This window comes from Frigoribacterium sp. AP1 (genome assembly GCF_056680555.1).
On sequence record NZ_CM155288.1, the window covers coordinates 2352908 to 2371097 of the forward strand.

Consider the following 18190-nt stretch of genomic DNA (forward strand, 5'->3'; position numbering starts at 1 on the left):
GTCCGCTCACAGGCTCGCCGTATGATCCGCCCAGCTTGGGCGACCAGGCTGTCAGGGCTTGGAAGGAGCACCATGACCGACACCCCCCGCCACGACGACACCGACGACGGCGCCCCGCGCACGCCCGAGGGCACCGCCGACGGTTCGCAGGGCGTCCCGGGCGACGACCGGAGCGCGCACGACGGCGCCCAGCCCACGACGCCGTACCCGGCCGACCAGGGCGTCACCTACGGTGCTCCGCCGCTGCCCGGCAGCACCCCGCAGGCCGGGTCCTTCGAGTCCGGGGCCGACGAGTCGCGGCACGACCGGGCCCACGACCGGACTCAGCCCCACCCCGGCTCGTACCAGCAGCCGCCGTCGTACCAGCAGTTCGGGTCGTACCAGCAGCCCGGCTCTCAGCAGCAGCCTGCTTCGTACCAGCAAGCCGGATCTCACCAGGAGCCCGGTTCGCATCAGCAGCCGGGTGCCTACCCGCAGCCAGGGTCGTACCAGCAGCCAGGGTCGTACCAGCAGAACGACCCCTACCAGCAGCCAGGGTCGTACCAACAGGGCGACCCCTATCGCCAGCCCTCCGACCCGTCGGCGTTCGCGTACGACACGACGAACTCGTACGCCGCGGCGGGTTGGCAGGCGCCCTCGCAGAAGCCGAAGAAGAGCCGGCGTGGCGTGGGGTCCGTCGCCGCGGCCCTCTTGGTCGGCGTCCTCGTGGGCGGCGCGGCGGGTGGTGGCGTCGCTGCCGTGCTCTCCCGCGACTCCGGGGCCGGTGTCTCGGCGACCGGTGAGTCCCGCGACCTGACGGTGAACGACTACGACGACGCGACGGTCGTCACGGCGGTCGCGGCGAAAGCGACGAAGTCGGTCGTCACGATCAACGTGACGGCGGGTGAGTCCGGCGGCACCGGCTCGGGCGTCATCCTGAGCGACGACGGGTACATCGTGACGAACACGCACGTCGTCACCCTGGACGGGGCCAGCGCGTCGGGCACCGTCACCGTCACGCTCAGCGACGGCAGCATCCTGCCGGCCGAGGTCGTGGGGCTCGACCCCACGGTCGACCTCGCCGTGCTGAAGGTCGACGCGACGGGGCTCACCCCGATCGAGTTCGCCGACTCGTCGAAGCTGAACGTCGGTGACACGGCTGTGGCCATCGGAGCACCGCTCGGCCTGTCGAACACGGTGACCGACGGCATCGTCTCGACGCTGAACCGCAGCATCACCGTACAGTCCTCGGCAGCGCCGACCGACGGCAGCGACGAGGGCCAGCAGAACGACAACAACGGCCAGGGGCCCTTCTCGTTCAACAACGGTGACGGCTCCCCGCAGAACCAGGCCAGCTCGGTCATCTCGCTGCCGGTCATCCAGACCGACGCGTCGATCAACCCGGGCAACTCCGGTGGTGCGCTGCTCAACTCGCAGGGCGAGCTGATCGGCCTCAACGTCGCCATCGCCAGTTCAGGGGAGTCGTCCGGCAGCATCGGCGTCGGGTTCTCGGTGCCGTCGAACCTCGTGCAGCGGGTCGCCAAAGAGATCATGGCGAACGGCAAGGCCAGTCATGGCCTCCTCGGTGCCAGTGTCAACGACGCCACGAGCGACGCGGCGGCCACCCGGGTCGGTGCTCTCATCGTCCAGCTCAGCCCCGGTGGTGCGGCACAGAACGCCGGCCTGCGGCAGGGCGACGTCGTGACCGAGTTCAACGGCGTGCCGATCAGTGACCGGACCGACCTCACGGCGCAGGTCAGGTTCCTCGCCGGTGGCGCGACGGCCGACCTGACCTACGTCCGAGACGGGACGACCGACACGACGAAGGTCACCCTCGACACCTTGACCAGCTGACGGGTCACCCCGATGGGCACGGCGGGGGTCGGGACGCGACGGCGTCCCGGCCCCCGTTCGGGTGTTGCTAAGCTCGCCACGATCCCTGCGGCCGTCCGCAGTCCCGACCCGCGCCTCCCCGGCGCTCACGAGCCCGAGAAACGCGATCCATGCAAGCAGGCGACGCCACCCGACCCGGTGTCTCGTACGTCATGCCCGTCCTCAACGAAGAGCGTGAGATCCGGGCCGCGGTCGAGAGCCTGCTCGTCCAGGACTACGAGGGCCCGTTCGAGGTGATCCTGGCCCTCGGCCCGAGCGTCGACCGCACGAACGAGGTCGTGGCCGAGATGGCGGCGGCCGACCCCCGGGTCCGGAGCATCCCCAACCCCGTCGGCTCGACCCCGGCCGGCCTCAACGTGGCCATCCGCGCCTCGGTCCACCCGATCACGGTGCGCGTCGACGCCCATTCGGTGCTGCCGAGCGACTACACGCGCATCGCGGTCGAGACCCTCGAGCGCAGTGGAGCCGACAACGTGGGCGGCATCATGGCCGCCGTCGGGCGCACGCCCTTCGAGAAAGCCGTGGCCCGGGCCTACGGCAGCAGGGTCGGCCTCGGGGGCACGCCCCACCACGTCGGCGGCGCCGAGGGCCCGACCGAGACGGCTTACCTGGGCGTCTTCCTGCGGCACCGACTGCTCGAGGTCGGGCTCTTCGACGAGGGCGTCAAGCGCGGTCAGGACTGGGAGCTCAACCGGCGGCTCCGGGCCACGGGCGGGACGGTCTGGTTCACCCCGCGGCTCGTGGTCACCTACCGACCTCGCCCGAGCCTGCGCAAGCTGGCCCGACAGTTCGTCGCCACCGGGCTGTGGCGGGGCGAACTGGCCCGACGGTTCCCGAAGGCGAACACCTTGCGGTACCTGGTGCCACCCGTCATGGTGGTCGGGGTGGCCCTCGGCCTGTTGGTCGGTCTGGTCGGCGTGGGCGGGCTGGCGCTCGGCAGCCCGCTCGGGTGGGCGACGCTCGCCCTCGTCGTGCCCGGTGTGTACGTGGTCTTCGTCCTCGCGGCGGCACTGCTCGCCGCCCGCGGCGACGACCTCCGCACCCGCCTCTGGTTTCTCGTAGTCTTGCCTTCCATCCACTTCGGGTGGGGCGTCGGCTTCGTGCTCGGCTTCCTCGACCTCACGAAGAACATCACCGCCCAGACCGGAAGGTAGCCGCCGATGACCGCGCTGCCCACCAGACCGTCTTCGATCGCCGAGTTGCGCCGCGTCGCCCAGCCGCCCGAGGTGCGCAGTCGTGCGAACGCCGAGCACTGGACGGCCTCGTTGTACCTGCGCGACGTCTCGCCCTACCTGACCTGGTGGCTGCTCAAGACGAGCGTCTCGGCGAACGGCGTGACCGGGCTGATGATCTTGGTCGGCTGGTGCACCGCCCTGTCGCTGCTCGTGCCGGGCATCACCGGTGCGTTGCTCGCCCTCGTGCTGGGCCAACTGCAGATGCTCGTCGACTGCTGTGACGGCGAGGTCGCCCGCTGGCGGGGCACCAGCTCGCCGGCCGGGGTCTTCCTCGACAAGGTCGGCCACTACTCGACCGAGGCCCTCATCCCGATCGTGCTGGGCATCCGCGCCGCCGGGTTCCCGTTCGAGACGCCGGGCGACTTCCTCTGGACGACCGCGGGCTTCGCCCTGGCCCTCGTGATCGTGCTCAACAAGGCCCTCAACGACATGGTCCACGTCGCCCGCGCGAACGCGGGCCTCGACCGGCTCGAAGACAAACGAGGAGGCGCGACGCAGCCGAGCGGGCGCCTCCTGTCCCGACTGCGCAGCGCCGCGCGCTTCGTGCCGTTCCACCGGCTGTACCACTCCGTCGAGCTGACCATGCTCGTCTTCCTCGCCGCGCTCGTCGGCCTCGTCGTCGGAGGCGTGACCGCCGACCGTGTCCTGCTCGTCGCCCTGCTCCCGCTGTCGGTGCTGGCGCTGGTCGGTCACTTCGTCGCGATCATGGCGTCGAAGCGGGTGCGCTCCTGAGCGAGGTCCTGCCCCGGGTCGGAGTCGTGAGCCTGACCCAGGGGCGACGCCCCGGCGACCTGCGTCGGGGGCTGGCCTCGCTGCTGGCCCAGCGCGACGTCGACCTGGACGTCGTCTGCGTGGTCAACGGACGCGACGCCGCGACCGCGGAGGTCGAGGTGCCGACCGGAGTCCGCCTGCTCGAGCTCGCCGAGAACGTGGGCATCCCCGCCGGCCGCAACCGGGGGGCCGAAGCCGTCTCGGGCGACTGGATCTTCTTCCTCGACGACGACGCGAGCCTGCCCTCCGACCGGTTCCTCGCCGATGCCGTCGCGTTGTTGCGGGCCCGACCCGAGATCGGGCTCCTGCAGCCACGGGTCGTGGACCCCGACGGTGCCGTCAACCCGCGTCGATGGACGCCTCGCCTGCGCAAAGGTGACCCTCGCCGGTCGAGCGACGTCTTCTCGGTCTGGGAGGGGGCGACCCTGCTGCCCCGCGACGTCTTCGACGCCTGTGCCGGCTGGGGCGAGCCGTACTTCTACGCGCACGAGGGCATCGAGCTGGCGTGGCGGGTCTGGGCCCAGGGCAGGCGCACCTGGTACGAGGGCTCGCTCGTGGCGAACCATCCGGCCATCGACCCGGCGCGCCACGCCGAGTACTACCGGCTGAACGCCCGCAACCGGGTCTGGTTGGCCAAGCGCAACCTCCCCTGGCCGCTCGTCCCCGTCTACGTGGCGTCCTGGACGGCGGTCCAGCTGCTGCGGTGGGCACGGACCCCGCGCCGCCTGCGGCCGTGGTTCGCGGGCTGGGCGGAGGGGTGGCGAGAGGCGCCGGGCGGTCGACGGTCCATCGGTTGGGTAACGGTCCTCCGCATGTCCAGGGCCGGCCGACCTCCGGTCCTCTAGGCTTTCCGGGGTCCGGCGCCGATCGGGGTGGCGGACCGACCCGAGGAGGGCATGTGCCGTTGACCCGAGACCTGGGGCTCGCCTGGAGCCTCGCCCGCCGCGCCGTCCGTTCGCGCAGCAGTCGACGCCGGCTCGAGCGCGACCCACGGGCCGCGGCGACGCCCGCTCCGGGCACGGTCCGCGTCGCCGTGTACTTCGCCGACACAACCGTGAACATGTACCAGATACGGCAGTGGTACGCACCGCTCGCCCGCCTGGCCGAGACCTTCCCCGTCGCGATCGTCGTCCGCTCGCCGGGCACGATGGTCACGATGCTCGACGAGAGCCCGGTGCCCCTCGTGTACGCCCGCAAGGTGGCCGACCTCGAGGACTTCGTCGCCGCTCAACCCCTCGCCATGACGCTGTACGTCAACCAGAACGCCAAGAACTTCCAGATGATGCGGTACGGCCGCATGTGGCACGTCTTCGTCAACCACGGCGAGAGCGACAAGATGTACATGACGACGAACCAGTTCAAGGCGTACGACTACGCCTTCGTCGCGGGCGACGCCGCGAAGGACCGCCTGGCCGCCAAGCTCTGGGACTACGACCTCGACAAGCGTGCCGTGCCCATCGGTCGGCCCCAGGCCGACCACTTCTCGGGCGAGGTGCCCTACCCCGACGACGACCGTCTGGTCGTGCTCTACGCCCCCACGTGGGAGGGCGACCGTCCTGCAGCCGCCTACGGATCGATCGCCACGCACGGCCTCGCCCTCGTCAGGGCCCTGCTGGCCTCGGGGCGTCACCGGGTCGTCTACCGGGCGCACCCGCGCAGCGGTGTGCTCGACCCCGAGTACCGGCGAGCCCACGAGGCGATCATCCGGGCCCTGGCCGAGGCCAACACGCGTGATCCCGGGGCCCACCACGTCCACGACGAGGGGCCCGAACTCGGCTGGCAACTGGCCGCGGCCGACGTCGCCGTGACCGACATCTCGGCGATGGTCTACGACCGCCTCGCGACGGGCCGGCCCCTGGTCGTGACCCGTCCGGTGGCCGTCGAGGCCGACGTCGACGAGTCGGGCTACCTCGGCGACGCCGAATGGTTGACGGCCGACGGCGCGGGCGACATCGTCGCCGTCGTCGACCGGGTCGTCGACGATCCGGAGGCGCGGGACCGTCTCGAGCACTGGGTTCGACGTCACTTCGGCGACACGTCGCCCGGTGCGGCCACGCATCGCTTCGAGAACGCGGTGGCGGATCTCGTGCGGCTGCGTGACGACTACGCCGCGCGCCGACCGTCGTTCGACGAGCCACGCTCGACCGGTGCGGCCGAGGATGCCGACCACGACGCCGGAGACACCGAGGCGTCCGACCTCTGACCAGGGGTACGAGACATCGGGAGTCTCTCATCGCTGAGGCATTCATGTCTCAGTGATGTGGACTCTGGATCTCAGGTGCTGAGCAGCGTATCCATGAGGCATGCCTGAACCGACGTCCGCCGCTGCCCGTCTCTTCGGAGAACGCATCCGCGACGAGCGCCTGCGGCTCGGTCTGAGCCAGGACGAGGTGGCGCACCTCGCGGGCATGAACGTGTCGAACTACGGAAAGATCGAGCGCGGCATCGGCAACCCCGTGCTGCACACGATCGTCCGGCTCGCCGTGGTCTTGGGGGTCGACCCGGCCGTCCTGGTCGCCGGCCTCGGAGTCGATCACCTGCCGCCCGTCCTCGAGGCCTTCACCGCGGCTGACTACGTCGCCGAGAGACGGGCTCGCCTCACCAGCTGACGCGGCCCCTCACACGACAGGGCTCGCCCCCGGGTCAGAAGCTGAACCGCCACAGGTACTCGTCGCCGTCGGGCCGGAACCACCGCACGACGGCGATCGCGCTGCGGGTCAGTTCGACGCCCAGCACGCAGAGGTCGACGGAATCGCCGGGGTCGAGTCGGGTGGTCGCGACGGGGACGAGCAGCCCCGTGCCCACGAGGGTGACCCGGACGCCGGTCACGGTCTCGGGGGAGTCGTTGACCAGTCGGTAGACACGGGGTGCGCGGGAGCGGTCGAGGGTGAAGGGGACGGTGTATGCGAGGGTCGTCGACGTCATGTCGACGACCCTAGGAGCGACCGCCGAGGGTCGTCTCGAGTCCCTGTGGACCACGGCCGCCTGGGGAGGACCCGTCGAGGGAGAAGTGACGGGCCACGCCGGCCGACGGGTCGCCCGTCACGAGGCGACCGCTCAGAGGGACTGGTCCACCGGGAACTCGGCCGGCGCCGCACCGAACGCCGTGCGGGCCGTCGTGACGACCTTTCGTCCGAGCAGGTGGTTGCCGGTCCCACCCACGACGGCCCCGATGCCGAACGGGAGGGCCCGGCCGAGGACGGAGGCCCCCTGCGAGGCGGCGAACCGTCGGATGAACTGTTTGCGGATCGTGTCGGTGAGACCGCTCATGGCCGCCTTCGGCAGCTTGGAGGTGACCAGTTCGCCCCAGAACGCGGTCCGGGCCGGAGCCGTGCCCATGGCCTCACCGGCGAACTGACGGACGAGGCTGGCACCGGGACCGCCGAGCAGCATCGCCATGACCAGTGCCCGGGCGCGGTCGGGGTCCGAGACGGCGATGCCGTGGACCTCGGTCACGGACTGCGCGAAGAGGGCGCTCGCCTCGAGGAAGCCGGCGGTCTCGACGCCCGAGAGTGCCAGCGACACGCCCCAGCCGACACCGGGGATCACCGCGCTGGCCCCGACGGCGGCCCCGCCGGTCGTGACCGCGGCGAGGTATTCGCGCTCGAGGATGGTGATCAGCTTCTGCGGCGTCGCCTTCTTGTGACGGCGACGCAACGTGGCGACGTGCTTGACGACGACCGGGCGCTGGACGGCCAACAGCTTGTCGAGACGGCGCACCCAGGCGGCGTCGTCCGACCGGTCGGGCGCCGACGTCTGGTAGTGGTACTCGGTCGAGTTCGCTGCGTCGCGGGCGGCGAGCTGTGCGTCCGTCGTCGAGGCGGCGTGATCGGGGCTGTGGGGCTGACTGCGTTCGGGCACGGGTCGACACTACGCCGAGGGGCGGGGAGGGTGATCGGAGGCGTACCTGGCGAGGGCGTCGTCGAGTGGGCCGTCGAACACCAGGGCACCCTTGTCGAGGTAGAGGCCCCGTCGGCAGAACCGCTTGAGGTCGCGTTCGTTGTGCGACACGAGGAAGAGCGTGCGACCGTCGGCCAGCATCTCGCCGATCCGGGCATAGCACTTCTCGCGGAAGGCCTTGTCCCCCACGGCGAGCACCTCGTCGACGAGTACGACGGGCTCTTCGAGGCGTGAGATGACGGCGAACGCGATGCGGACCTTCATGCCGCTCGAGAGGTGCTTGTAGGGGGTGTCGACGAAGTCGCCGATCTCGGCGAAGTCGATGATCTCGTCGAAGCGCTGGTCGATCTCGGGTCGGGTCATGCCGTGCAGGCCGGCGGTCAGGTAGACGTTCTCCCGCACCGTCAGGTCGGCGACGAAGCCACCGGTGATTTCGATGAGAGGGGCGACGCCGCCCGACACCTCGACGGTGCCCGTGTCGGGCAGGATCACCTCGGCAACCAGTTTGAGCAACGTCGACTTGCCCTGACCGTTCCGTCCCACGACGCCGATGGCCTCGCCCGGCTGGACCTCGAAGCTGACGTCGCGGAGGGCCCAGAACTCGCCCGGTCGCGACCGCCTGCTGCTGTCGGCGAAGAGGTCCTTGAACGATCGCCGCCCGCGCCGGTTGCGGCGGAAGCGGATGCCGACGCCGTCGACGCGGATCACGGGGCGCTGTCCGGTGGTGGACATCAGATCTCCTTCAGGACGGCACGCTCGCTCGATCGGAAGACGAGCAGCCCGACGGCCAGGACCACGACGCACACGGCCCCGCCGACGAGCACCTCGGTCAGGTCGAACTGCTCCGGGAAGAACGCCGACCGGTAGAGGCCGAAGATTCCGCTCAGTGGGTTGAACGCGGCCAGAAGGTGGAGGCCCTCGGGGAGGTCCTGGGTGCCGTAGATGATGGGCGAGGCGTAGAAGGCGAACCGCAGGGCGAGCTTCGTGGCGCGCTCGAGGTCGCGGAAGAACACGACGAGCGGCGCGACGATGAGCCCCACCCCGGCGACGAGCACGGTTTGCATGACCATTGCCAGGGGGAAGAACACCACCTGCCAGTGCAGCTGCGCCCCTCCCACGGCGGCGAACAAGGCCAGGACGGGCAGGCTCAGGGCGAATTCGATGCCCTTCGAACCCACGAGTCGGAACACCCAGATCGTCCGGGGGATCTTGGTCGACCGGACGAGCTTCGCCTCGCGGATGAACGCCCGGGTGCTGTCGGAGACCGCGCCGTTGAACCACATCCAGGGCAGGAGGCCGGACAGGAGGAAGACGATGTACGGCTCGTCGCCGACCGAGCGCTTGAAGACGACGGAGAAGACGAAGAAGTAGATGCCCGACATCACGAGCGGGTCGAGGATCGACCAGAAGTAGCCGAGCTTCGACGTGGAGTACCGGACCTTGAGGTCGCGACTCGTCAGCAGCCAGAACGTCTGGCGGTACCGCGCGAAGCCGCTTCGACGGGGCCGTTCGGCCAGGTCAGTGCTCACGGACGCCCTTCTCGTTCAGGACATCACACAAGGCCACGCAGCCGTCGGGAGACGGCCCGGTTCAGACGAACAGGTTCGCGCGCTCGAGGTCTTCGGCGAAGTCGACCTCGACGGCGTAGAGGTCGGAGATGTCCACGGGCTCAAAGCGTAGCCCGTCCTGGCCGATGGCCAGTTCGATGCCACGCTCGAAGTAGTCCTGGTTGTCGACCTTGGAGAGCTGGTGCACGAGCGTCGCCTTGTCGGCCTTGGACACGTAGTTGATGCCCACGGCCTCGCCGAGTCCGCCCTTGACCTGCTTCGACAGCTCGGCGATGTAGCCCTCGGCGTCGGTCGTGTACTTGACCTCTTCGTCGGACACCTTGGAGGTGTTGACGGTGACGAACGACTGGTCGTCGCGGACGAGTCGAGCCGCGCGGGTGAGGGCCGTGGGGTCGAAGACGACGTCGCCGTTCATCCACAGGACGCCGCCGGAAGCGCTGGCCCGCAGGGCGCGGAGCAGGCTCTTCGACGTGTTGGTCTGGTCGTACATCTCGTTGTAGACGAACGAGGCCGACGGGAACGCCTCGACGATGTGCTCGAACTTGTAGCCGACGACGACGGTGACCCGGGCGTCGGGCCCGAATGCGTCACGGATGTTGTCGAACTGCTGCTGCATGATGGTGCGGCCGTCGTTCAGCTCGGTCAGTGCCTTGGGCAACGAGCGGCCGAGGCGGCTGCCGAGCCCGGCGGCCAGGATGACGATCTGCTGGCGGTGGTTCGTGTCGTTCTTGCTCACGCTGGTCTCCTCACAAGGGGCGAGCCCATGCGGGACGGGCTCTGCGGTGGCCCCGGCGGTGCGGACCGGACCCGTCTCTGGGTGCGGTTCGCCTCGTGTTCGAGCGGTGTTCACCGCGGAGCGTCGATCTGGACACGTCGTCGTGCTGTTGCAGACTACCCGATGAGGCCAGGGGCGGCCAGGGAACTGGCCCGAAGCGTGTCCCATTCGTGATATGCGTCTCCCGTCGTCCGGTCGGCGTCGTGGCCTTGGTACGGTGGGGCGATGGCTGGACGGCGCGAGGACGAAGTGGGTGACATCGCCCCCGACTCGACGCCGGGTGACGACACGGTCGGAGCGGTGGCCGCGTCCGACCAGGGGGAGAACACAGTGGACGACGACGCGACGACTGCGGGGGACGCGGCCGAGGGGACGGCCACCACGACCGACGCCACGACGGCCCGCGTGCCCGTGACGAAGGCCGCGACGGCCCGCAAGTCCTCGGCTTCCCGCAAGCCCGCCTCGCCCCGCAAACCCTCGCAGCGCACCGCTGCCGACCGGTCGGCGGCGGCAAAGAAGGCGGCAGCGACCCGCGCCGCGAACGCGCGCGCCCGGGCCGAGGCGGCGGCGAGGGCCGCAGAAGAAGAGGTCGTCGCCGAACTCGCCGATGCGGGCGTCACGACGGACGGCACCGTCGTCGTCCCCGTCTCCGCCGACGACTACTTCGGTGACGCCCTGTCCGCCGAAGAGGAGTCGGCCGCCGCCCTGGACGACGCGCTCGCCGGTGACGCACCGTCGGCCACCCCGGCCGACGACGCCGGGACCGCGCCCGACGAGACCGCCATCGACCTCTCCGAGGCTGAGGCCGAGATCGAGGCCGACGGCGTCGTCGTCGAGACCGAACGGGCCCCCGCCGACGAGGGCGCCGTACGACCGGCCCGCGTCGTCGACGCCGAGGCCCCCGTCGTGCTCGCGATCTCGGGGCTCATGAAGCGCTACGGCGGCACGGTCGCGGTCGAGAACGTCGACCTCGAGGTCCGGGCCGGATCGTTCTACGGCATCGTCGGTCCGAACGGGGCCGGCAAGACGACCACCCTGTCGATCGTTACCGGTCTCCTGAGGCCCGACGCCGGCACGGTGACCGTCCTCGGGGCGGACGTCTGGCGTGACCCGGCCGCGGCGAAGCGGTCGCTCGGTGTCCTCCCCGACCGCCTTCGACTCTTCGACCGGCTGACCGGTGCGCAACTCCTCTACTACTCGGCGACCCTCCGCGGGCTCGACGGCGTCACGGCACGCAAGCGCTCCTCCGACCTCGCCACCGCCTTCGGCCTGCACGACGCGCTCGGACGTCTCGTCAGCGACTACTCCGTGGGCATGACGAAGAAGATCGCCCTGGCCGCCGCGATCATCCACTCGCCGCGGGTCCTCGTGCTCGACGAGCCGTTCGAGTCGGTCGACCCCGTGTCGGCCGCCACCGTGACGGACGTCCTGCAGCGCTACGTGGCGGGGGGCGGGACCGTGCTGCTCTCGAGCCACAGCATGGACCTCGTCGAGCGAATCTGCGACAGCGTCGCGGTGATCGTCGACGGTCACGTCCTCGCCAGCGGCACGGTCGACGAGGTCCGGGCCGGGCGCTCCCTCGAGCAGCGGTTCGTCGAGCTCGCCGGCGGGCGCGCGGTCACGGAGGGCATGGAATGGTTGCAGAACTTCTCCGACTGAGGCTCCAGACGATCGGCAACACGGTCCGCTTCGGGCCGCGCCGCCTGACCGTCGCCGTGGCTTCCGTGCTCGCCGTCCTCATCGTCACGATCGCGGTCGCGAGCCTCGTGAGCGGCCTGCGCGACGCGCCCCTCGACGACGTCCGCGCCCTCGCGGTCGGCGGGGGCGCCCTGCTGCTGGTCGGCTTCGCCGTCGTCCCCTTCGCGACCGTCCGTCCCGCCTGGAGCGACCCCCGCCGTCTCGCCGTCCTCGGCGTGCCCGAGGCGCGGGCAGCGGTCGGCCTGGCGCTCGGTGCCGCGATCGGCCTGCCCACGCTGGCCCTGCTCGTCCTCTCGACCGGGTACGTCCGTGCCTGGGGTGAGGGCGGCGGCGTCGCGGCGGTCGCCGTCGCGGGCGCCCTCGTCGCCGGAGTCACCGCGCTGTTGCTGGCCCTCGTGGCCTCGACGCTGAACAGCGTCGTCCTGACGTCCCGTCGCGGTCGTGAGCTCGCGCTCGTCGGCGCCGTGCTCGTCGTCCTGCTGGCCGTTCCGGTGATCGTCGACCTCGTCCGCCTCTCGTTGCCCGGTCGCTCGGGCACCGGAGTCATCGCGGACGCCCTCGCCTGGACGCCGTTCGGGGCCGCGCTCGCGCTCCCCGGTCACGTCGCCGCCGGCCAGACCGGTCGCGTCGTGGCCGACGTCGCCATCGCCGCCGTCACGCTCGTGGCCCTCTGGCTCGCCTGGCGGGCACTCGTCGCTCGTGCGTTCGTCGACCGACCCGAACCCGAAGAGGTCGACGACGGCGACGGCCTCGGCTGGTTCGAGTACGTCCGGGCCTCGCCGACCGGGGCCGTCGCCGGCCGCAGCCTCACCTACTGGATGCGCGACGCCCGTTACCGCATGTCGCTCGTCATCATCCCGTTCCTGCCGCTGCTCGTCGTCCCCCTCGGGATCGCGGGCGTCAGCTGGAACTGGCTGGCCCTCGTGCCGGTGCCGATCATGTGCCTCATCCTGGGCTTCCTGCCGCACAACGACGTGGCCTACGACAGCACGGCGCTCTGGATGCACGTGGCGTCCGACACGCGGGGTCTGGCGGACCGCGTGGGGCGACTCGCGCCTCCTCTGCTGATCGGTGTCCCGCTCGTCGTTCTGGGCTCGGTCGTCGCGACCTGGCTGTTCGGCGACTGGCAGGCGCTGCCGTCCGAGCTGGGGGTGAGCGCCGGCTTCCTGCTCAGCGGCCTCGGTCTGTCGAGCCTGGTGTCTGCCCTCATGCCCTATGCCACGGTCCGCCCGCACGACGACCCGTTCCAGCAGCCGCAGTCGAACGGCGCCACCGCGGCGTGGGCGCAGACCGTCATGATCGGAGGAGCGGTCCTCGCGACGGCACCCGCGCTCTGGTTCGCCGGTCGCGGCCTGATCACGGGCTACCCGGCGGGTGGCACGTGGTCGCTGGTCCTCGGCGTCGGAGTCGGACTCGTCGTGCTGGTCGCGGGTGTGGCCCTCGGCGCCCGGGTCTTCTCGCGCCGGGCGCCCGAGCTGCTGGCGTTCGCCCTCCGCAGCTGAGTCGAGGTCGACGTACGATGTCTGCATGACTGACACGCAGACGGGCGGCGGCCTCGACGTCATGGACCGCGAGCTCGAGAAGCTCCTGAACGACGAGGCGATCGATCCCGGCGACCACGAGCGTTTCTCGCACTACGTGAAGAAGGACAAGATCATGGAGTCCGCGCTGAGCGGCAAGCCCGTCAAGGCGCTCTGTGGCAAGAAGTGGACCCCCGGTCGAGACCCCGAGAAGTTCCCGGTGTGCCCGACCTGCAAAGAGATCTACGAGAAGATGACGTCCGAGTGATTCCGGCGCCGGGTCAGGCGTAGACGGTCGGCACGACCGGCTCGCCACGACCCAGCCGCAGCGCCTGGTCGGGCAGTTCGGCCACGGCCGCGGCCCGATGGAGGCGCGCGCGGGCCACGCCCTCGGCTCCCGTGTGACGGGTGTCGATCTCTCCGGCCGACACGAGCGGCACGTGCAGCGAGCGCTCTCCGGCCGCGACCTCGGACGATCCGACCCGGATGAGCTCGCGGGTGGCGACCCCGTCGACGATCACGCGCACGGGGGACTTCCGTCCACCGACCGAGGCCTTGTCGGCCGACTTCTTGGCCACCGAGACCCAGTCGCCCTCATCGCCGCGACGGGCGACCAACTTGAAGACCATGCCGGCTGCCGGGTGGCCCGAGCCTGAGACGACCGACGTGCCCACGCCGAAGGAGTCGACCGGGGCCGCGCGCAGCGCGGCGATCGTGTACTCGTCGAGGTCGTTCGTGACGGTGATCTTCGCCCCCGTCGCGCCGAGCGCGTCGAGCTGGGTGCGGACCTGTCCGACCAGCGACGGCAGGTCGCCACTGTCGATGCGCACGGCTCCGAGCCCCGGCCCGGCCACCCGGACGGCCGTGGCCACGGCCTCGGGGATGTCGTAGGTGTCGACGAGCAGGGTGGTGCCCGGCCCCAGGGTGTCGACCTGGGCGCGGAAGGCATCCTCTTCGCTGTCGTGCAACAGCGTGAACGCGTGGGCCGCGGTGCCCATCGTCGGGACGCCCCACGTCCGGCCGGCCTCGAGGTTGCTCGTGGCGCCGAAGCCCGCGATGTAGGCGGCCCGGGCCGCGGCCACGGCGCTGCGTTCGCCCGTGCGGCGTGAGCCCATCTCGGCGAGGGGGCGCCCGTCGGCGGCCGAGACCATGCGCGCCGCCGCGCTGGCCACGGCCGAGTCGTAGTTGAAGACGCTCAGCGCCAGGGTCTCGAGCAGCACGGCCTCGGCGAACATCGACTCGATGACCAGCAGCGGCGACCCGGGCAGGTACACCTCGCCCTCGGCGTAGCCCCAGATGTCGCCCGAGAACCGGTAGTCGGCCAGCCAGTCGGCCGTCGTGGCGTCCACGACCCCCGCCTCGCGCAGCCAGGCCACCTCGTCGTCGCCGAAGCGGAAGTCGGCGAGCAGTTCGAGGAATCGACCGGTACCCGCGACGATGCCGTAACGCCGCCCCTCGGGCAGGCGCCGGGCGAACACCTCGAAGACGCTGTCCCGGTGGGCCGTGCCCGCCTTGAGGGCGGCCTCCACCATGGTGAGCTCGTACCGGTCGGTCAACAGTGCGCTGGTCACCCCGCCAGCCTAGGCTCGCCCGGTCGTCCCGGGGGTCGCGGCTCGCGACGGGTAGGCTTCGTGGTCGTGACGGACGCACCCATCGGAGTCTTCGACAGCGGCGTCGGCGGCCTCACCGTGTCGCGGGCGATCATCGACCAGCTGCCCCACGAGTCCATCCGGTACGTGGGCGACACGGCCCACTCGCCGTACGGACCGAAGCCCATCGCCCAGGTGCGCGAGTACGCCCTCGCCGTGATGGACGACCTCGTCGCCCAGGGCGTCAAGCTGCTCGTCATCGCCTGCAACACGGCGTCGTCCGCCGTGCTTCGCGACGCCCGCGAGCGGTACACGGTCGGCGCGGGCATCCCCGTGGTCGAGGTGATCCAACCGGCCGTCCGCGCGGCGGTGCAGCAGACGCGCAACGGCCGCATCGGCGTCATCGGCACCGAGGGCACGATCAACTCGCGGGCCTACGAGGACGCGTTCGCAGCGGCCTCGGGTCTCGAGCTCGTCACGCAGGCCTGCCCGCGTTTCGTCGAGTTCGTCGAGGCGGGCGACACGTCGAGCCCCGAGCTGCGGGCCGTCGCCGAGGGGTACCTCGCCCCGCTGCGCGACGCCGGCATCGACACCCTCGTCCTGGGCTGCACCCACTACCCCCTCATGTCGGCCGCCGTGCAGTACGTCGTGGGCCCCGACGTCCGGCTCGTGTCCAGCGCGGAGGAGACCGCGGCCGACGTCTACCGCACGCTCGTCCAGCACGGGCTCGAGCGCACCGACCGTGGCGAGCCGCACCACGAGTTCGAGGCCACCGGGCCCGACGAGAAGGCGTTCCTGCGCCTGGCCCGACGGTTCCTGGGGCCCGAGGTCTCGCGCGTCGGCCACCTCGAGACGGGCGCGATCGAGCTGCCCGCGGGCCGCCGCCCCGTCGACCGGACCTGACCCGCGCCTCCTGCACCCCCCCGCGGGGCAGACGGCCCCGCCCACACCGCCCACCACCGCCGAGAGAAGGCACCATGACCGACACCACGAGCACGACCGTCCGCGCCGACGGGCGCAGCACCACCGACCTGCGACCCGTCACCATCGAGACCGGCTGGAGCGCCCACGCCGAGGGGAGCGCCCTCATCACGTTCGGCGGCACGAAGGTGCTGTGCACCGCGTCCTTCACGAACGGCGTGCCCCGCTGGCTGACGGGCAAGGGCAAGGGTTGGGTCACCGCCGAGTACGCGATGCTGCCCCGGGCCACCAACTCGCGCAACGACCGCGAGAGCGTCAAGGGCAAGATCGGCGGACGCACGCACGAGATCTCGCGCCTGATCGGCCGCAGCCTCCGGGCCGTGGTCGACACCAAGGCCCTCGGCGAGAACACGATCGTGCTCGACTGCGACGTCCTGCAGGCCGACGGCGGCACCCGCACCGCCGCGATCACGGGCGCCTACGTCGCCCTCGCCCAGGCGATCGAGTGGGGTCGCGAGAAGAAGTTCGTCGGGCAGAAGGCCACGCCCCTGACCGACAGCGTCTCGGCCGTCTCGGTCGGCATCATCGACGGCGAGCCCATGCTCGACCTCGCCTACGTCGAGGACGTCCGGGCCGAGACCGACATGAACGTCGTCGTCACGGGCAGCGGGTCGTTCGTCGAGGTCCAGGGCACGGCCGAGGGCGCGCCGTTCGACCGCCGCGAACTCGACTCCCTGCTCGACCTCGCCGTCGCCGGCGCCGTCGACCTGAGCCGCTTCCAGCGCGAGGCCCTCGGCCGATGACCCGTGTCGTCATCGCCACGCACAACCAGGGCAAGGTGGCCGAGCTGCGGCTGCTGCTCGCCGAGACGGCGCCGGGCGTCGAGCTGGTCGCCTACGACGGCCCCGAGCCGGTCGAGGACGGTGACACCTTCGCGGCCAACGCCCTGATCAAGGCGCGTGCGGCAGCACGTCACACCGGGCTGCCCGCGCTCGCCGACGACAGCGGCATCTCGGCGGCGGCCCTCGGCGGTGCTCCGGGCATCCACTCGGCGCGCTACGCCGGCACGCGCGACGCGGACGACAACATCGACAAGCTGCTCACCGAGCTCGACGGTGCCGACGACCGCTCGGCGTGGTTCTCGTGCGCCGCCGCCCTCGTCGTGCCGCCGCCCGTCGGTGCCGAGGGCCCAGACCGGCCGCCCGAGGCGAGCGAGTGGGTCGAGCACGTCGAGTACGGCGAATGGCACGGCGAGGTGCTGGAGGCGCGGGTCGGCTCGAACGGGCACGGTTACGACCCCGTGTTCCGGCCCGAGGGCGAGAGCCGCAGCGCGGCCGAGCTCACCGCGGACGAGAAGAACGCGGTCAGTCACCGCTCCCGGGCGTTCCGGGCGATCGCACCCCGGGTGGCCGCGCTGGCGGACTGAGCCGCGCGCGCCTCCTCGGGGTCGTCCGACCCGCGCGCGCGTGCGTGTCCGAGGTGCTCAGGCGTCGTGCGGCGCCGACGAGACGTGCGGCGTCTCGACCTCGTCCGAGGCCTCGGCCTTCTTGGCCTGGTGCACCCCGTGGAAGTAGTGGATCGCGATGGGGATCACCGTGGCCAGCACGGCCCCGAGCAGGATCAGGTCGATGTACGAGCTGACGAAGTCCGCGACGGGCGGGATGTGCCCGATGCCGAAACCCGCCAGCGTGATGCCCACGCCCCAGACGACGGCACCGACGGCGTTGAACAGCGAGTAACGCCGGTAGCTCATGTGGCCGACGCCGGCCATGATCGGCGCGAAGGTCCGGATCACCGGGACGAACCGGGCGATGATGACGGCCATCGGGCCGAACCGCTCGAAGAAGGCGTTCGTGCGGTTGACGTTGGCGACGCTGAACAGACCGCTCTCCTTCCGCTCGAAGATGCGCGGGCCGACCTTGTGGCCGATCAGGTAGCCGAGCTCGCCACCGGCGAACGCGGCGATGCTGATGAAGATCGCGATGAGCCAGATCGGCAGGCCGAGGGCACCGGGGTTGGTCGCGGCGAGGATGCCCGTGATGATCAGCAACGTGTCGCCCGGGAACAGGAACCCGACGAGCAGACCCGTCTCGGCGAAGACCAGCAGGCAGACGCCGAGGACGGCCCACGGGCCGAAGGACGTGAGCAGGTACTCGGGGTTCAGCCAGGGGATGGAGACGAGGGGCAGCATCGGGTGTTCTCCGGTCGTGGTCGCCGGCGTGCCCGGGGCCTCAGATGGGTCGTGCGGGAGAAGGGACTTGAACCCTCACGCTCGAAAGCACAGGAACCTAAATCCTGCGTGTCTGCCAATTCCACCACTCCCGCGGCAGACCGAGTGTAC

General features: G+C 71.0%; 19 protein-coding genes and 1 tRNA gene. 12 read left to right on the plus strand and 8 right to left on the minus strand.

Annotation, left to right across the window (positions count from 1 at the left end):
- The first annotated feature begins 72 nt into the window (after nucleotides 1-72).
- From AC1MBW_RS11235 to AC1MBW_RS11260, 6 genes are all read left to right on the plus strand, one after another.
- On the plus strand, nucleotides 73-1833 hold the full coding sequence (locus AC1MBW_RS11235) for a S1C family serine protease (protein ID WP_054145308.1): 1761 nt from the start codon (nucleotides 73-75) through the stop codon (nucleotides 1831-1833).
- A 149-nt stretch (nucleotides 1834-1982) separates the two neighbouring features.
- On the plus strand, nucleotides 1983-3026 hold the full coding sequence (locus AC1MBW_RS11240; RefSeq protein WP_480024521.1) for a glycosyltransferase family 2 protein: 1044 nt from the start codon (nucleotides 1983-1985) through the stop codon (nucleotides 3024-3026).
- A 6-nt stretch (nucleotides 3027-3032) separates the two neighbouring features.
- Nucleotides 3033-3839 (plus strand): CDP-alcohol phosphatidyltransferase family protein, encoded by an 807-nt coding sequence (locus AC1MBW_RS11245; RefSeq protein WP_043595425.1) that lies wholly within the window; start codon nucleotides 3033-3035, stop codon nucleotides 3837-3839.
- Nucleotides 3836-4723 carry a glycosyltransferase family 2 protein gene (locus AC1MBW_RS11250; protein WP_054145306.1) on the plus strand — a complete coding sequence of 296 codons (888 nt, stop codon included), beginning with the start codon at nucleotides 3836-3838 and terminating at the stop codon, nucleotides 4721-4723. The genes AC1MBW_RS11245 and AC1MBW_RS11250 overlap by 4 nt, the downstream gene beginning before the upstream one ends.
- A 53-nt stretch (nucleotides 4724-4776) precedes the next feature.
- The gene (locus AC1MBW_RS11255) at nucleotides 4777-6081 is read left to right on the plus strand and encodes a CDP-glycerol glycerophosphotransferase family protein (RefSeq protein WP_480024522.1); all 1305 of its coding nucleotides are present in this window, start codon (nucleotides 4777-4779) and stop codon (nucleotides 6079-6081) included.
- A gap of 100 nt (nucleotides 6082-6181) precedes the next feature.
- Complete coding sequence (locus tag AC1MBW_RS11260) at nucleotides 6182-6487, plus strand: helix-turn-helix domain-containing protein (RefSeq protein ID WP_054145305.1); 306 nt, start codon at nucleotides 6182-6184, stop codon at nucleotides 6485-6487.
- Nucleotides 6488-6521: 34 nt separating this feature from the next.
- Here AC1MBW_RS11260 and AC1MBW_RS11265 read toward each other — a convergent pair whose 3' ends face one another.
- The 5 genes from AC1MBW_RS11265 to AC1MBW_RS11285 form a co-directional block, all read right to left on the minus strand.
- Nucleotides 6522-6803, minus strand: a complete 282-nt coding sequence (locus tag AC1MBW_RS11265; RefSeq protein WP_054145304.1) for a PilZ domain-containing protein — start codon at nucleotides 6801-6803, stop codon at nucleotides 6522-6524.
- 132 nt (nucleotides 6804-6935) lie between these two features.
- Nucleotides 6936-7739: a hypothetical protein gene (locus AC1MBW_RS11270; protein ID WP_480024523.1), complete on the minus strand. Its 804-nt coding sequence runs from the start codon at nucleotides 7737-7739 to the stop codon at nucleotides 6936-6938.
- Nucleotides 7740-7748: 9 nt separating this feature from the next.
- Nucleotides 7749-8510, minus strand: coding sequence for an ABC transporter ATP-binding protein (locus tag AC1MBW_RS11275; protein WP_054145303.1), 762 nt, complete (start codon nucleotides 8508-8510; stop codon nucleotides 7749-7751).
- A complete protein-coding gene (locus tag AC1MBW_RS11280; protein ID WP_480024524.1) occupies nucleotides 8510-9307 on the minus strand; it encodes an ABC transporter permease in 798 nt (265 codons plus the stop codon). The genes AC1MBW_RS11275 and AC1MBW_RS11280 overlap by 1 nt, the downstream gene beginning before the upstream one ends.
- Before the next feature lie 61 nt (nucleotides 9308-9368).
- Nucleotides 9369-10082: a phosphocholine cytidylyltransferase family protein gene (locus AC1MBW_RS11285; protein WP_054145302.1), complete on the minus strand. Its 714-nt coding sequence runs from the start codon at nucleotides 10080-10082 to the stop codon at nucleotides 9369-9371.
- 264 nt (nucleotides 10083-10346) lie between these two features.
- Here AC1MBW_RS11285 and AC1MBW_RS11290 point away from each other — a divergent pair, with 264 nt between their 5' ends.
- The 3 genes from AC1MBW_RS11290 to AC1MBW_RS11300 are packed head-to-tail and all read left to right on the plus strand — an operon-like array spanning nucleotide 10347 to nucleotide 13607.
- Nucleotides 10347-11780, plus strand: a complete 1434-nt coding sequence (locus tag AC1MBW_RS11290) for an ABC transporter ATP-binding protein (protein ID WP_480024525.1) — start codon at nucleotides 10347-10349, stop codon at nucleotides 11778-11780.
- A complete protein-coding gene (locus AC1MBW_RS11295) occupies nucleotides 11756-13321 on the plus strand; it encodes an ABC transporter permease (RefSeq protein WP_480024526.1) in 1566 nt (521 codons plus the stop codon). The genes AC1MBW_RS11290 and AC1MBW_RS11295 overlap by 25 nt, the downstream gene beginning before the upstream one ends.
- A 25-nt stretch (nucleotides 13322-13346) precedes the next feature.
- A complete protein-coding gene (locus tag AC1MBW_RS11300; RefSeq protein WP_043595414.1) occupies nucleotides 13347-13607 on the plus strand; it encodes a DUF3039 domain-containing protein in 261 nt (86 codons plus the stop codon).
- A 13-nt stretch (nucleotides 13608-13620) separates the two neighbouring features.
- Here the strand turns inward: AC1MBW_RS11300 and AC1MBW_RS11305 are convergent, their stop codons facing one another.
- A complete protein-coding gene (locus tag AC1MBW_RS11305; RefSeq protein WP_480026106.1) occupies nucleotides 13621-14871 on the minus strand; it encodes a nicotinate phosphoribosyltransferase in 1251 nt (416 codons plus the stop codon).
- Nucleotides 14872-14976: 105 nt separating this feature from the next.
- On the opposite strand from AC1MBW_RS11305, the gene murI reads away from it, so the two are divergent.
- From murI to AC1MBW_RS11320, 3 genes are all read left to right on the plus strand, one after another.
- Complete coding sequence (murI, locus tag AC1MBW_RS11310) at nucleotides 14977-15831, plus strand: glutamate racemase (RefSeq protein WP_480024527.1); 855 nt, start codon at nucleotides 14977-14979, stop codon at nucleotides 15829-15831.
- A gap of 74 nt (nucleotides 15832-15905) precedes the next feature.
- On the plus strand, nucleotides 15906-16652 hold the full coding sequence (gene rph, locus AC1MBW_RS11315) for a ribonuclease PH (RefSeq protein ID WP_043595412.1): 747 nt from the start codon (nucleotides 15906-15908) through the stop codon (nucleotides 16650-16652).
- Nucleotides 16649-17275, plus strand: a complete 627-nt coding sequence (locus AC1MBW_RS11320) for a non-canonical purine NTP pyrophosphatase (protein WP_054145300.1) — start codon at nucleotides 16649-16651, stop codon at nucleotides 17273-17275. The genes rph and AC1MBW_RS11320 overlap by 4 nt, the downstream gene beginning before the upstream one ends.
- 57 nt (nucleotides 17276-17332) lie before the next feature.
- On the opposite strand, the gene AC1MBW_RS11325 is transcribed toward AC1MBW_RS11320, so the two are convergent.
- Complete coding sequence (locus tag AC1MBW_RS11325) at nucleotides 17333-18040, minus strand: DedA family protein (protein WP_480024528.1); 708 nt, start codon at nucleotides 18038-18040, stop codon at nucleotides 17333-17335.
- A gap of 52 nt (nucleotides 18041-18092) precedes the next feature.
- Nucleotides 18093-18174: transfer RNA gene (locus AC1MBW_RS11330), tRNA-Leu, on the minus strand.
- Nucleotides 18175-18190 lie beyond the last annotated feature (16 nt).